Origin of the sequence: Pseudomonas sp. G11 (genome assembly GCF_029457515.1) — a bacterium.
In the GTDB taxonomy this organism is placed as follows: Bacteria; Pseudomonadota; Gammaproteobacteria; order Pseudomonadales; family Pseudomonadaceae; genus Aquipseudomonas; species Aquipseudomonas gorinensis.
Window position 1 is genome coordinate 2,349,749 of sequence record NZ_CP120377.1, and the last position, 14,108, is coordinate 2,363,856.

General features: G+C 67.0%; 16 protein-coding genes. All 16 read right to left on the reverse strand.

The window, feature by feature from the left end:
• Complete coding sequence (locus P2T68_RS10810; RefSeq protein ID WP_047219618.1) at positions 1 to 1,521, reverse strand: conjugal transfer protein TraG N-terminal domain-containing protein; 1,521 nt, start codon at positions 1,519 to 1,521, stop codon at positions 1 to 3.
• 15 nt (positions 1,522 to 1,536) lie between these two features.
• Positions 1,537 to 1,908, reverse strand: coding sequence for a hypothetical protein (locus P2T68_RS10815; protein ID WP_047219619.1), 372 nt, complete (start codon positions 1,906 to 1,908; stop codon positions 1,537 to 1,539).
• Positions 1,905 to 3,302: an integrating conjugative element protein gene (locus tag P2T68_RS10820; RefSeq protein ID WP_039016603.1), complete on the reverse strand. Its 1,398-nt coding sequence runs from the start codon at positions 3,300 to 3,302 to the stop codon at positions 1,905 to 1,907. Before P2T68_RS10820 ends, P2T68_RS10815 begins: the two co-directional genes overlap by 4 nt.
• Before the next feature lie 9 nt (positions 3,303 to 3,311).
• On the reverse strand, positions 3,312 to 4,259 hold the full coding sequence (locus tag P2T68_RS10825) for a TIGR03756 family integrating conjugative element protein (RefSeq protein ID WP_017640439.1): 948 nt from the start codon (positions 4,257 to 4,259) through the stop codon (positions 3,312 to 3,314).
• On the reverse strand, positions 4,256 to 4,702 hold the full coding sequence (locus tag P2T68_RS10830; protein WP_026083770.1) for a TIGR03757 family integrating conjugative element protein: 447 nt from the start codon (positions 4,700 to 4,702) through the stop codon (positions 4,256 to 4,258). Before P2T68_RS10830 ends, P2T68_RS10825 begins: the two co-directional genes overlap by 4 nt.
• A gap of 154 nt (positions 4,703 to 4,856) precedes the next feature.
• Entirely contained in the window at positions 4,857 to 5,351 is a 495-nt protein-coding gene (gene radC / locus P2T68_RS10835) for a DNA repair protein RadC (RefSeq protein ID WP_017640437.1), read from the reverse strand.
• A 181-nt stretch (positions 5,352 to 5,532) separates the two neighbouring features.
• Positions 5,533 to 6,318 (reverse strand): thioredoxin domain-containing protein, encoded by a 786-nt coding sequence (locus P2T68_RS10840; RefSeq protein ID WP_017640436.1) that lies wholly within the window; start codon positions 6,316 to 6,318, stop codon positions 5,533 to 5,535.
• A 13-nt stretch (positions 6,319 to 6,331) separates the two neighbouring features.
• Complete coding sequence (locus P2T68_RS10845; RefSeq protein WP_017640435.1) at positions 6,332 to 9,211, reverse strand: conjugative transfer ATPase; 2,880 nt, start codon at positions 9,209 to 9,211, stop codon at positions 6,332 to 6,334.
• Positions 9,211 to 9,651, reverse strand: coding sequence for a TIGR03751 family conjugal transfer lipoprotein (locus P2T68_RS10850; protein WP_017640434.1), 441 nt, complete (start codon positions 9,649 to 9,651; stop codon positions 9,211 to 9,213). Before P2T68_RS10850 ends, P2T68_RS10845 begins: the two co-directional genes overlap by 1 nt.
• The gene (locus P2T68_RS10855) at positions 9,632 to 11,050 is read right to left on the reverse strand and encodes a TIGR03752 family integrating conjugative element protein (RefSeq protein WP_047219621.1); all 1,419 of its coding nucleotides are present in this window, start codon (positions 11,048 to 11,050) and stop codon (positions 9,632 to 9,634) included. Before P2T68_RS10855 ends, P2T68_RS10850 begins: the two co-directional genes overlap by 20 nt.
• Positions 11,040 to 11,969, reverse strand: a complete 930-nt coding sequence (locus P2T68_RS10860) for a TIGR03749 family integrating conjugative element protein (protein WP_017640432.1) — start codon at positions 11,967 to 11,969, stop codon at positions 11,040 to 11,042. Before P2T68_RS10860 ends, P2T68_RS10855 begins: the two co-directional genes overlap by 11 nt.
• Positions 11,966 to 12,658, reverse strand: a complete 693-nt coding sequence (locus P2T68_RS10865) for a PFL_4703 family integrating conjugative element protein (RefSeq protein ID WP_017640431.1) — start codon at positions 12,656 to 12,658, stop codon at positions 11,966 to 11,968. The genes P2T68_RS10860 and P2T68_RS10865 overlap by 4 nt, the downstream gene beginning before the upstream one ends.
• On the reverse strand, positions 12,655 to 13,065 hold the full coding sequence (locus P2T68_RS10870; protein ID WP_004566561.1) for a TIGR03750 family conjugal transfer protein: 411 nt from the start codon (positions 13,063 to 13,065) through the stop codon (positions 12,655 to 12,657). The genes P2T68_RS10865 and P2T68_RS10870 overlap by 4 nt, the downstream gene beginning before the upstream one ends.
• 12 nt (positions 13,066 to 13,077) lie before the next feature.
• A complete protein-coding gene (locus P2T68_RS10875; protein WP_017640430.1) occupies positions 13,078 to 13,437 on the reverse strand; it encodes a TIGR03745 family integrating conjugative element membrane protein in 360 nt (119 codons plus the stop codon).
• 16 nt (positions 13,438 to 13,453) lie between these two features.
• The gene (locus P2T68_RS10880) at positions 13,454 to 13,687 is read right to left on the reverse strand and encodes a TIGR03758 family integrating conjugative element protein (protein ID WP_003050225.1); all 234 of its coding nucleotides are present in this window, start codon (positions 13,685 to 13,687) and stop codon (positions 13,454 to 13,456) included.
• Positions 13,684 to 14,064: an RAQPRD family integrative conjugative element protein gene (locus P2T68_RS10885; protein WP_017640429.1), complete on the reverse strand. Its 381-nt coding sequence runs from the start codon at positions 14,062 to 14,064 to the stop codon at positions 13,684 to 13,686. The genes P2T68_RS10880 and P2T68_RS10885 overlap by 4 nt, the downstream gene beginning before the upstream one ends.
• Between the last annotated feature and the right edge of the window lie 44 nt (positions 14,065 to 14,108).

The window sequence follows — 14,108 nt, forward strand, 5'->3', positions numbered from 1 at the left end:
TCATTTGAGCTTGCCGCCTGAGACAGCACCTGCTCCTTTGCCGCCAGCGCTTCCTGCATCCTTTGTGGCAGTGGCGAAGGTGTTGGCGATTGCACCGGCACGTACACCGACCCAGGTGAGTGCGCCAATCCAGAACGTAGGCAGGACGATGAACATGGTGCCCATGACGAACATCAGAAGCATGTCGCCAAAGGCATTGTTCAATCCCACCAGCGGGTCGAAGTTGGTGTGCGGCCGATTCCACCCGAAGCCCCAGCCGTAAAGCGCATCGAGGATGGTGCTGTCGATCCAGCGGGCGAGCTGGAACCAGAAGTCCACGAAGAACAGCGCGAACTGCACGACGCTGACGGTGACGACCGTTTTCAGGTCATAGGTGCCGATGACCAGCACGAGCGGGATGCAGATGACCAGCGCCATCTTGAGCAAGGCGAGGACCATGGGCAGAGCCTGTCTCACGACGTCCATGGCAGGAAACGCGGCAATCGCGCCGACTGCCATGCCGACGTCGCCCGTGGCGCGCGTCACGATGTTCGGCAGGGTCTTGTCGATCTGGCCGCCGTAGTCCGTATAGACGCTGCCCTGGTTCAACTTCTGCTGCCGCGGGGAGGCGATGGCGCGGATCACCGAGTCGTCCACCTCGGCCCGGCTCAGGAACCCGGCCCAGCCCGCCAGGCGATTCAGCAGGCTCGGGTCCACCTGTCCCAGCAGGCGTGCCCGCAGGCCGTTGCTGCCATCGGCCCACCACTGCCTACAGTTCGGATAGCCGCCGCCGCTGGCCACCTGCGCAAGCCCGGCATCGCGGTTGCTGTCGTAGGGCCAGTCGTCGCGCGGCGTGCTGGAACGGTACGTGTCGTAGTAGCCGTTGGTGTCGGTGAAGAACCTCGATCCGATCCAGGTCACGTCGTGCATCTGCTGCTCATCGAGCTGAGGGCGCTGCATGAACAGTTTGGCCCGCGCAGGCCCATAGCAATCCCGCGAGAAGTCCGCCACTTCCTGGGCCAGCACCGGGTCGTCAATGCGGGTCGCGTCGATCTCCATGCGCATTTGCCGCAGGTCCGTACCACATGGGATCGCCGCCACCGAGGCGCTCGTGACAGCGCGCGAGAGCGCGTGCATGAAGGCCCACCAGACCGGCACCTTCGCGGACTGGTTGTTGATGGTGCTGAAGGACTGTGACCAGCCGGTATCCGTGGGCTGTGGCACGCTGACCTGGCACTGGGCCGAGCGCGAGCTGTCGTACTGGATGGTGTTGAGGTCCACGTCGATGAACGGAATGCCCGCGAACATCACCACCACGATGGCGACGAAGACCCGGTTCTCGATGCGGACGGCCGAGAGCAAGCCCTTGTTGCCTTCGTCGGCACCTTCCGCACGGGCCTTCAGCCACTCCTGCACGATGATGGCGACGAAAGGCAGCGCGAATACCCCGCTGGACACCAGCACCGCCCAGATGCCGTTGTTGACGATCCAGGACACGAGGGTGAGGTAGTACTCCAGATAGTCGGTCGTGAAGAGCGTCATGGTCCCGATCTCCCCTCAAGCGGCCTCCATCAACAGGCTGGTTTCCAGCGCGACGATGGCGACGACGCTGGCGACCTCGGTGCGGATCAGCCGGCGCCGCGCCTGCCCATCTGTCCCGCTTTGGTCTTCGCGGGCGAGCACCCGGCGGCGCATCCAGAACCATCCATAGGCCGTTGCCGCGTACACGCACAGCCGCCAGATGAAGAAATACCCTGCGGAGGCCGTCAGCCACCGTTCCCAGCCTGCAACGCTGCCGACTAGGTAGATGCCCGCGACGTTCGCCCCCACGGCGGCGGCAACGATCAGCACCAGCCACAGCAGCGTCTTCGCCGCGCGCCGGCTGAACAACCAGCGCAGCGGCCGCCAGGCCATGCGCGCCGGGCTCATGGCCGACTCCCCGGGTTGCCCTTCTGGAGCTGGTCGAGACGGTCCGGCACAGGATCGCCCTCGTAGATGCCGCGCGAGCCGGCCGCACGTGCGCCGTGGCGCTGGATGATCGCCATGGGTGAGTTGTTCGCCAGCTCGCGCCGCAGCTCCAGTTCGGTCTTGAGGTTGCGAATCTCACGGTCGAGCGTGTCGCTCTCGTGGTTCACCGCCTCAACGGCAAGCTCGTTGGCCGCGACGTTGGGCTCCTTCTTGCCCGTGAGCAGCGTGCGCTGCAGCAGCAGCGCTTTCTCCAGCACGGACGCCAGCGCGACTTCGGACGCCAAGCGCTGCGACAGCAGGTGCTGGTCGGGCTCGTCGCGCAGCGCCTCGATCACGCCGCGCGTGATCGGCAGCGACGCGCTGCCAGCTTCGCGCAGGTTCTCCGGCGTCGTGTTCTTGGCCTTGGTCACCAGGTCCTGGAGCGCCTGCAGCTTGGCGTCGTACTCCTCCTGGATCAGCGGCGTGAGCCCGACGCCCGGCGTCGTCTCGGTCTTGGTGCAGGCATCGCACGTGCGCTGCTCCTTCTCGCCGAGCACGCGCGTGGCCCACTCGACGGCGGCCTGCGGAGAGGCCCAGGTCTGGCACGAGAGGCTGCTGCAACTGGCCGGCGCGATGGATGAGGTGTCGGTCACGCCGCGGCCGTTGACCAGGTTGTAGCCGGCGCGGGTGACATCGCCGACGACCTTGATCGCGGGCTGGCCGGAGCCGCCCGCGTTGCTGCCCCCGACCCACGGCACGCCGTCATTGCCGCGGCGCGTCTCGGCTTGCTCGATGGCCGAGACCGCATCCGTGCTCGACACGGCATCGCGCAGCGCCAGCCCTTCGGCCATCTGGCTCCAGCCGAGCTGGCCGCCCGCCATTTCGGCCATCTTCTCGGCCATGGCACGGCACGTCAGCTTGCTGCGGTCGAAATCGAGTCGCGCCTGCAGCACGCCATTGGTGAGCAGGTTGTACAAACCGGGATCGGCCCGCTGGATGATCAGCGCGGGCAACGATGCCACCGCACTGGTGGCACTCTGGATCACCGACGACATGATTTGCTGGAAGCCGTTGGTGATGCCGTTAAGTTGGTTCTTCAACGTGGTCTGGATGCTCATGTCGCCGCAGATCAAGTTGCTGTTCCAACCCACGCCGACACCGAGAGAGCGCATGCCGGCCGCACGGCCCATCGACACGGCGTTGCCGCCACCGATCGAGTACATGACGTCATCGCCGATGACACTGCCGCTGGTCTGGTAGCCCAGTTGACCCCAGGCCACGCCGCTGCCCAGCGCGAGGGCGCCGGCCAGCGCCAGGACGATCTCCGTGCGACGTGCCCGGCGGGAGAACGGATTGAATGCAGGACGGAACTTCATGGCACCACCTCAGAGAAAATCGACGCTGCCCAGGAACACTTGGCCCCGGCGTTCGCAGCAGGCATACGGCCGCCACAGCGCCCATGCGTAGTCGCCTTGCTGCGCCTGGGTAAGAAAGCCGCTGCGCGGGAAGACCGTGCAGGACGACGACAGGACGGGCGTGAGTTCTTGCCACTTTCCGGTCGAGGCATCGCCCTCCATCAGCGCGCCTGCCGGCCAGTAGCCGTCGCGGGAGTTGGCAAGCAACGGCTGATAGACGTGGATCTGCCCCCGGCGCGTGACCACATCGCCTGCACGCTGGGCCACCACTGCGCCGGCCTTGAAGTCGTCGGTCTGGTGCAGGAAGCCGCCACGGGGATACACGTTGCCCCACAGGTTCATCGTGGTGCGTGCGCCGACCTCACGCCGGCCCGGAATCAGCGCTTCCGGGTAGGCCATCTCGGGCACGTTGTAGCGCCAGGCCAGCGTGTCCAAGGTGCTGAGCAAGTACGGCATGAACGCCGTGCCCGCGCCCTCGCAGAAGTAACCCGACGACGAGACGAACTGGTTGAACACCTCGACGCCGGGGTGGCCGATAACGTCCGAGTTTTTGAACTTGGCGAGGTTGTTTTCGTGATCCTCGTTCGTGGTTCCATCGCCGCCCGCTTGGGCGGACGGGTTGGGCGTGCTCATTGCCCGGACCTCGACCCAGGGGTTTTCGCCGGTATTCGAGTACGACGACACCACCGCATCGGGGATGTAGTGGCGCACCTTGATGGACGTGCGCACCGTGCAGCCGGTCCAGGTGCAATAGAGCCAGTAGCAGATGCCAACGACGCGGTATTCGAGGCAGTCGGGTGACGCTACCGAGCCGACGATGGTGGCAGTGTTGAGGGCGTAGCTGCCCGTGGCGCTGAGCAGCAGCAACGAAGCCACGCCAGCATGCAGACGGCGCATCAGGTCGAATGGTCGGGTCACGGCTGGGTCCTCCGGTGCTGCTCGATGCGCGCGACAGCGCGAGCCACATCCGACTCGCCATAGACCACATAGCGCCTGTCCACCACCACGGCCGGGAGGCTGGTGATGCCGAGACTCCATGCGTCGGTAACGCTTTGGTATGCGGAAGCGATGCGTCGCTGCAGATCGGCACCGCCGCCATTCAGCCGGCGCTTGACGATGGCCGTCGCCTGTTCGGGGTCGGTGGGCAGTCCCGCGGAAAGCTCCGCTTCAATCCTGTGGGCTTCGTTCAGTTCGATCAGCCGCTCGCCGCCCATGGTCTTGACCGGGTGGCGGCTGTCGGTGACGACCACCACGTCGGCGGCGAAGGTGGCCGGGCTGAAAACGGCCAGGGCTGCCGGCAGCGCCACGGCCAGGCCGAGGGTTCGCCAGCCCGGCGCGAACCTGGAAAGAGATGCTGGCATGTCGCGTGCCCTTGAAGTTGATCAGAGCAGTAGTCAAACGCGAAGCCGACGCGGCCCCAACAAACAATGCGCATCGCGCACTGCCCGCATACCTGCTTGTCTCGCGCCCATGAAAAAGCGGAGGCCGAAGCCTCCGCGTGGATCAAGGAGCGGGCTACAGCAGACCGGATTCCGCGAACGAGTATGGAGCGCCTTGGCCGACGATGATGTGGTCCAACACTCGCACATCGATGAGCGCCAACGCAGCCTTCAGTCGGTCGGTCAAAGCGCGATCCGAGCTCGACGGCTCAGTGCATCCCGAGGGATGCTGGTGCGAAAAAATCACCGCGCCGGCATTCAGCTCCAATGCACGCTGCACGACAGCGCGCGGATAAACTGCAGTCGAATCGAGCGTGCCCTTGAACATCGGCTCATAGGCCAACACCCGGTGCTGGCTGTTCATGAACACGATGGCGAACACTTCGTTCGGTTCTGCGACGAGTTTCAGACGCAGATAGTCCTTCACGGCCTGTGGCTGGCCAAGAAGCGGCCCGGCCTTGAAAACACGTTGTTCCAGCAGCGCGATGGCCTGCCGGATGATCCAATCATCAGATTGGGACGCTGGGGCAAAACGTGGCTCCACGCAGGAGTCATTTACGACGAGAGACATGGCGGACCTCCAGAATGTGAACGGAGGACGCCACCCCAGGAGGGCAAGCCCTCCTGGGGATGGAAACAGCGGAACAAGGTGCATCCACCACCGCGCAGCGGTGATTGTTCGCAGCCAGGATGCGAAGCGAACGGGTAGCGGTCAGTGCGGCAAGCCGCGCCGTAGCCTCCAAGACCGAGGGCTACCTGGGCATGTCGCCGACAACGTCGGCAGGCATTTCGGATGTGGGGATGGTGGGTGCGGCCGCCGTGTCGCTGGCCGAGTTCCCGGTCGCCAGCATGTCAATGGCCGACAGCAAGGCATCGCCCTCGATCGGCCCCTGCAGCAGGATGGTCTGACCCGTCTGGCGATCGAGCAGCCGCAGCGACGGCGTGGCGGTCACACCGCTCTTGGTGGCTTCAGCGGCCTGGGCGCGAATAAGCACATCTGGCCGCTCGCTCGCCAGGCACCGCTCGACGGCCGGCGTCGATGCGGGGTAGCGCAGGCCATCGGGCAAGCCCTGGCCGTCGCTGCGCGTGTGGGCATAGACCCATTCGATCGCCTGCCAGAACGCCGCATGCCCGCCACCTTCGGCGGCGCACTCGGCCAGACGCGCCTCGGCCGACGCGGCGGGCTCGTGTGCGGCCAGCGGCTGGTGGTGCCATTGCAGGGCCACGTCGGTGTTGTTGCCGACCCAGCGCTTGAGCTGCGGGAAATACTCCCGGCAGAACGGACATTCCAGGTCGGCATAGAGCGTCAGCGTGAAGCGGCCCTCTGGGTTGCCCATCTGCCAGGGTGACCCCGGCGTCTGCGTCATGCTGACCGGCGAGGGCGACGGCGCTGAGGATTCATCGGGCGACCGGGGGACGAGCCAGATCAACAGCAATGCGACCAATGCAGCGGCCAAGGCCCAGGGCCAGCGGGGACGCCCGTTGCGACGGCGGAACACCTGGACCTGCATCGGAATGGAAGGACGTTTCGGTTCCATGGCGTTCTCCGGCTTAGTAGGGCAGTTCCAGGGCTGGCGAATCGATGCCGCGTGCCTGGTCGATCTTCTCGGCCACCTTGAAGGCCGCCTCCAGTTCGGAGCAGCCGTATTGCTGCATGAGCTGGTAGCGCTCGGCCTTCTCTTCGGGTTCGGTCTGCGCGAGCGCGAGGTACAGGCTCGGCGGCACGGCACGGAACAGCACTTCCATGCTCTTGGAGAGGATGACGCCCTCGGTGAATTTCCCCGCCTCTTTGCGCGCCGACAACATTAGCGCCTTCTGTGCTGGGCTGAGTTCGCGGAACCGCGCGATCTTCTCCACCTCATCCGGGGGCATCGACAAGCAGATCCACCACTCGATCATGTTGAGCATGGGCTCAGCTGCGCGCGGCAGATCGTCGATGTTCTGCGTGGCCAACCAGAACCATGCGCCCAGCTTGCGCCACATCTTCGTGATCTTGACCACGTAGGGCGCGAGCAGTGGGTTCTTCGTGATGATGTGTCCTTCGTCGGTGACGTTGATGATCGGGCGTCCAAGGTATTGGTCGCGCTCGGCGATGTTGTTCACCGTGCTGATCAGGCTGATGTAAGCGATGGAGAGCTGCGCGTTGTAGCCCTCGCGGGCGTATGTCGCGAGGTCAACCAAGGTGATGTCGGCTTCGGGCCACGGCGTGCCGTCGCGGTCGAACATTTCGCCGTCCGTGCCTTGACAGAACATGTCCATCGCATCCGCCATCTCCAGCAGCCGCACGCGGCGCATTTCGGGCAGCGTCGGGTCCTGGCCGCGGGCGCGCAACGCGTTGCGCACGTCGCGCGTAAGCACCGTGCGTTTGTCGGCCACGCAGTGCTCGGCGGCGTCGAGGATGCACTGACGGATCAGCGAGCGGTCAGCCCGTGTCATCCGGGCTTCCTCCTTGTCCTCTCCGCCCGTGATCATCAGCCGCGCCGTGATCTCCAGTTCGCCGAGCACGTCGCGCTGCTCGTCCGCCTCCATGGCCGAGGCATCTGGTGGCGGGTCTTCATCCAGCGCGTCGGCGTCGAGCGTCTGCACGTCGCTGGGCGTCTCGATCAGCCGACGCGCGTCTGCGAATGGCGCGAGGCTGATGCCCGAACCTGGGGCCAGCTTGACCCGGTTTACCGTCAGCCCGAGCCTGCGTGCGAAGTCGCTGAACAGGCCGAAGCTGTTGCCAGCCTCCACGATGAACAGCCGCGGTCGGTAGATGGCCGTGACCTGATTCAAGAGGTTGTTGAGCGTGGCGCTCTTGCCGGAGCCGGTGGGGCCGAACAGGAACAGATGGGCGTTCATCTGCCGATCCAGGCGGCTGAGCGGGTCGAAGGTGATCGGCCCGCCACCGCGGTTGAACATCGTGATGCCCGGGTGCCCCGTACCTTGAGCGCGGCCCCACACCGGCGACAGGTTCGCCGCGTGCTGAGCGAACATCAGTTGGGTGTACCACTTGCGCCGATCCTGGCCGGGGTTGTAGCAGCATGGCAGCCACCGCAAGTAGCTGTTGAGCGGCGCCACCTCGTCGTCCTCGCGCACCGGCTGCAAGCCAGCATTGAGCATCACGTTCGCCAGGTCCAGGCCGCGCCGGTCCAGTTCCGCTTCGTCGCGTCCGCGCAGGTAGAATGCCAGCGTCCCCCGGTAGAGCTTGTGCGCGCTGCCGATGAGGGAGCGGGCTTCCTGCACGTCCTTCAACGTCTGCTCCGACGCCAGCGTCTCGCCCACGGCCTTCTTCGCCAGGTGGTTGAGATCCGCTTCCAGGACATCCTGCGGCGTGGCGACCATCGTGAGACACAGCAAGGTGTCTTCCGGCATCTGGTCGAACAGCGTGTTGATGGCATCCCCTTTGCGGGTCTCGCCGGTCAGGTGTCCGGTGCCGGGCGGCATGCGCAGCCGGTCGGTGATCAGCACGCGGTGCGGCATGCCGTCGAAATACCAGGTGCCGTGCTCCACGTCGGAGCGTGGCTGGCCGAAGAACAGCCGCTGACTGAAATCCCGCCCGCTCGCCAGCTCGATTTCGCCGGCCTCGCTTTCTTCGGTGCTGTCGGGGTAGCGCGCCAGTGCATAGAAGCGCTCCTGATCCTCGGCTCCAGGCCCGAGCATCGCGGGGCGCGGATTGAACCACCGCAGCAGCCAGTCGTGGACGTCGGCTGCGACCATGCGCCGTGCCTGGATGCCGGCGTTCGCCAGGCCGCCGCACAGGCGGTCGCAGACGATGTTCAGCATCTGCTCGGGCGTCTGGCCGCGGCGGCTTGCCTGCCCGGTGGCACGGCGATAGATCACCATGCGCACCCGCCGCGTCTGGCCGCGCCAGCGCAGCCGCGTGACCACCGTGTCCTCGAACAGGCCGCCCGGCTTGGCGACCGCGCGCAGATGGTGGCCGAAGAAGCGCAGGTAGAACTCGGTGAACGCAGTATCGCGGGCGCGCGGCTGCACATAGTCGCGCAGGGTCTGCATGTACTGGTCGAAGCTGGGCTCGTCCTGGGCGTAGAGCTGGAGCACCCAGGGGTTCTCGTCCAGCTCATCGAACGAGTCCTGGAGCGCGTTCTCCAAGGCATCGCGGGCATGCGCGAGCCAGCCGGGCTCCCGCCCCTCGGTGCCCAGCGGCACCAGCTCGTAGAAGGCAGCGACCGACTGCCCATCCTCCAGCAGCATGGACTTCGACTGCGGCAAGAACTCCACCCAAGGCAGCAGTTCCGCGAACGACGGCGCGACGTCGTACAGCGCCTGCTCGTCGGCTACCGTCGCCGGCCTGCGGCCCTGGACCGCTGCGCCGGGTTCAGGGACGCCGGCCTGGCGCAAGGCCTCGACGTGGCGCTGCCAGCCGTCCGGCTTCTCTTCGTCGCCGGTGCCGGATGCGGCCAGCTTCGGCCAGGGAAGTTTCCAGCGCATCAATAGTCCTCCAGCCGTTCACCGGGCATGGCGTACTGCACGCGCTGGTACAGCGGGAAGACCGTCGTGTAGCCCGGAACCGGCACGGGGTCCGTGCCCGCTAGGTGCGGGTACACATACATGACGAGATCGGGGTTGGGCAGGCGCTGGAACTGGCGATAAACCTCGTTGCGCGCCAAGCGCGTGTAGCGCATCTGCTCGACGGGCGCAGCCTGCACATCGGCGTCGGTCAGCGGCCGGCGCAGGCTCTGGCGCGCGTCGAGCAACTGCCGGCGCGCGACCTGGCCGGTGCCACTGCCGCCGCCACCCGTTTCCTGCTGCCAGATGTCCATCATGGTGCGGTCGCTATGGGTCAGCAGTTCTTCCTTGCTGGTGGCGCAACCGCCGAGCACGGCGACGGCCGCGGCCAGCGCGAGGCCCTTAATCGAGTTCGAGCGCATGGCTTTCTCCTGCACGGTGATCGACGCGCCGGCCTTCGGGGTCGTGATCGATGGCCAGCGGCTTTTCGAGGTGGACGGCAACCTTGGCACCAGGCTGGACATAGACGGAGGCGAAGGCCTGGCCGTAGAGCTTGTTGACCCAGGCCGACATGTCCCGGACGCCGCCCGCGAGGATCTGGCCGACTGCTTCCTTGCCGCTGATGCCCACGGTGCCGATGGCGCCGTCCGAGCCGACGTAGGACATGCGGCCGCTGTCGCTCTCGATGAGCGAGGCCACGCCGGCACCGGCCGCCGTGATCAGGGCCTGCGAGCCGAGGTACTGCTGGGCGTTGCTGCGCCGTTCGCCACTGACGCAGGGGATGCCGTGCGGATCGCTGATCCAGCCCAGGCCGTCGCGCTGCTGGTTGTTCTGCTGGTTGCCTTCGCGGTCTTCGGGGATGGTGCGGATCGTGCCGTCGTTGAAGACGAAGGTGATGCTGCGTACCTGGCCGCGCACGCACGAGAGCGTCCAGTCACCCGATGCGGTTCCGCTGAACACGGCGCCGGCCACGTCGGGAATATCAATCCCGTTGGCCGTGAGGTTGTCCGGGCCGACCAGCACCTTGAAGGGGTACGGATCGTTCACCGTCCCGTCGATCGGCACACGACCGATCAGCGCGGTCATCGCGACCGACCCCATCAGCGTTGAGTTGGTTGGCACGGTATAGACCGGCTTGGCGCTCTTGACGCCTGCCGCACGTGCGCCGGCGTTCGCCACGGTTTCCGCGGTCGTTTCCAGCGTGCTTTGCGCCGGGCCGAAGCTCGTCGGGAAGCTCATGCCGCTGCCCGTGCCACGACTGCCGTTGCGTCCCTCGGCCTTCTTCGCGTCGTCCGGTTCGACCCAGCGCATGCCGCCTTCCATGTCGGCCTCGTCGCCATCGCGCAGCCCCAGGCCCACGGGCAGATCGGCATGGCCGCCGCCGCGCCCGCCGATGCTGTCCAGACGCCGCTGCAGGTCGGCGAGCAGCCCTTCGGTCTGCTGGCGCGCGCTGGCCGCCTGTTCCTGGTCGCGGCGCAGGTTGGAGCGCTCGGATTCGAGGGCCGAATTGATGCGCTGATCGATGGAGTTCTCGCGCTGGCGCAGCCGCTGGTTTTCCTCGCGCTGCGACTTGTTGTCGGTCAGCGCGGTCTGAAGCTCGGTGCGCAACTGCTTTACCTGGGCGACGAGCGTTGCCACTGTATCGCGGGGGGTATCGCCTTCGATGCCCAACGCCTTCATTTCCTCGGGTGTGAGCTTGGCGCCGGCATCCGGGGCGAGCGGCGCCGACGAGCTTCCACCCGAAAACAACCGGATGGCGACGAACAGCACTAGCAAGGCGACCGGGATCATCAGCCACTTGAGCAAGCCGTTACTGCGCATGGCGGGCCTCCTTGCCGTCGCCGGCTTCAGCTTCCGGTTGCGGCAGATGCACGGCCGGGTCGAAGCGGTGGATCGCCGGCAGCAGCGACTGCGCCAGGCCGTGCCCTCGCGTCACCAGGTACAGGACGGTCGTGTCCTCGGGCGTTCCGCGCGGGCCGAGCGCCTCGTGCTGGAAGGTGGCGGTGAGGAAGTCGCCTTGCAGCACGCGCGGGTCGAGCGTGATCCTGCCCGCGCCGGTGTTGGTCAAGCGCACGGCAGTGACCCACTGGTCTTCCAGACGCCACGACGCGAGCGCGACCGCGCGCACCGGCAGCGTCGGCATCAGCGTGCCGAGGTCGAGGTCACGGCGCAGGTTGACCCGCATGACACCCGGCAGCGGCTCCACGGTGCGCAGCGGCGCATAGAGGTTCTGCGCAGCGAAGCGCGTCAGGACGACCGGCACGGGGGTTTCGCGCCGCGCCGCTTGAGCGCCTGTCTGATCCTGGGCGCGTGCCGGGGCCTCATCGGCACCGCCTGCCTGATCGCCGTAGCGCGCCGGGGTGCTGCTGCCCTCGACGATGCGCACCGGCTCCAGCTCGGCCTCGCCGTCCTTGGGCGGCTCGGCCGCGATGTCGAGCAGGATCAGCGCGCCCGTGTCGGCGTCCTGCAGTTGCAGCCGCGTGGGCTCGATCGGTTCGCTGGCGCGCAGGTACACCGCGCCGCCCGCGCTCTGCACGCGCAGGCGTTCGCCCGCGCCCGCAGGCACGCCCACGCGGACGTTCCGGTCGATGAACACGATGCGCTCTTGGCCCACCCTCAGCGGCACCGCGAGCGGCATGCGTTCCCAGCGCAGAATTTCGACCGCCTGGACAGCGGCGGGCATGGTGGCCGAGGCAGCCACGGCTAACAGCCCAAGCAGCGTGAATACAGGATGCTTCATGGGGTGTTTCCTCCTTGGGGCGCTTGCGGAGACAGGCCGCCAGGCGCCGGGCGCGACGGCTCCGGGGCGCTGATGCGCTGGGGGGCACCGTCGTAGCAGTCAAGCGCCAGACCGAACGGGTTGCGGGCGGGATCAACGTCCACCCGCGTGACCTTCACCGGGTAGCGCACCAAGGCCCGCTTGACCTGCTCGGCGCCGTAGTACTCGTCGGCGGTGATGTCCAGCCTCACCACCCAGTCGCGGTCGGAGACCACGCGCACGCGCGCCGTGGGGTCGTCGCCGTAGCCGCGGCCGGGGATTTCGTAGATACCGCGCACGCGCTGGCGCAGCTCGCCCGTGCTGCGGCGATAGTCGTAGTCCGCCCGCAGGAAGGCCTGGCAGGACGGGGTGAGGTACGGCGAGAGCGTGTGGAGGTTGCGCGCGTAGTCCTCTTCGCCGTTCGTCGGCCAGCGGTTGAGGGTCTGGAACACGTAGAACGTGAACGCATAGACCGATTCGGGCGGAACTTCCCACCACTTGCGGGTACTGCCGGAGCGCAGGTCGGGCGGGACGTGGATGGTTAGGTCGCGCGGCGCGCTCCACCAGCCGCCGCCCATGACCAGAGCGACGATGACCAGCGCGCCGGCACCCAGGCGGAGCGTCTTGATGTGCGCCTGCAGATGGGTGATCTCGTTCTTGAAGCGGCTCATCGTGCCCCCCTTGCAACAGACCTTCGGGTGGTCCAGAAGCCGGAGCGTGAGATCAGCACATGGCCGCCCACCCAGCCCGCCGCCAGCGGGTGGCGCGTGGCGATGCGCCATTGCAGTTGCCGGTACAGCCAGGTGTCGGGGCGCCCGCGCTTGAGGCGACGCAGGATGCCGCCCCCGATGAAGACGCCGAAGGCCACGCCCAGCACGACGAACGTGGGCGCGAGCGCGATCGTGCGGAACACCCAGGACAGCGGCGCACCGACCAGCAGGCCGGCGGCGCCGGACAGGCCGCAGCAGATCCACAGCTCGTCGGCGGTGAGGCCGCGCACAACAACGGGATGGCGGTTGAGCCGGTGCGGAAGGAACGTGACCGTCCCGTCCGCACGGACGTGCTGCTGCTCGGACATACCAGCCTCGCCTTACAGGATGCCGGTGGCTTCGGTGAGCAGCCAGATGCCGATCACGAGCAGCACGGCGCCGATGGCGACCGTGAGGCCGAACTGGCCCCACGTCTTGCGGCCGGTGTGGATCTCCGCGTAGGTGCCGTAGGCGTGGTAGCAGACGCCGATAAACATCGACGCCACGACCAGCAGGGCCACGAGCATGATGATGTCGTAGCCGTAGTTGCGGATCGTTTCCATGATGCCGTTGCCGGTGCCGCGGGTCGGGTTCTCCAGTTGCGGCAGCCCCTGCGCGAACGACAGCGCGGGCAGCGCGGCGGCGCCCAGGGCCACGGCGGCACGCTGGGAAAAACGGGACGTGAGGATGCGGTTTTGCATGGTCAGGCCTTTCAGGTCAGGAGAGGAGGAAGAAACTCAGGACGAGGTACATCGCGACAAAGCGGATGCAGACGCCGAGGAACTGGCGCTGGTTGAGGCGGCTCTCTGACCACCCCACGTAGGCCGTTCGGATGGCCCAGACGCCCCAGACGAGCAGGACCGCGAACACGACGCCGACCAGGACGGTCGCCATCGCCGAAGGCGCGATGCCGCTGTTGGCTTGAAATGCCGAGACCTGGGCGCCGTTCATGGCTTGGCCTCCGCGGTCGTCGGCGATGGAGCGACGGTCCGCTCGGTGCGGTAGTCGCCAGCCAGTTCAGCGGGGTCGCGCGGCTGGGCACGCGACGGTGTGAGGTGGGCCTGGATGCCGGCGCGCACGCGCGCCAAGTCAGCCAGCAGCCGCGGGTAATCGAAGTGGTAGCGCTCGCCCGGCTGGATGGGGGCATGCGCGGCGCTGTTGGTGACGGTGCGCTCCAGCGCGTCGAGTTGACGCAGCGCGGCGACCAGCTCCTGGCGCTGCGCGGGGGGCTCGGCCAATGTCATCGGGGACTGGCCCAGCAGGAGGGCCGTCACGAAAAAAGTGGGCACGCCGCGATGCGCGGCGCGCTGCCAGATCGGAGCCAACATCGCGCCATTCCTGTGTGATCAGCAATGGGTTGATCGTGGGCAAC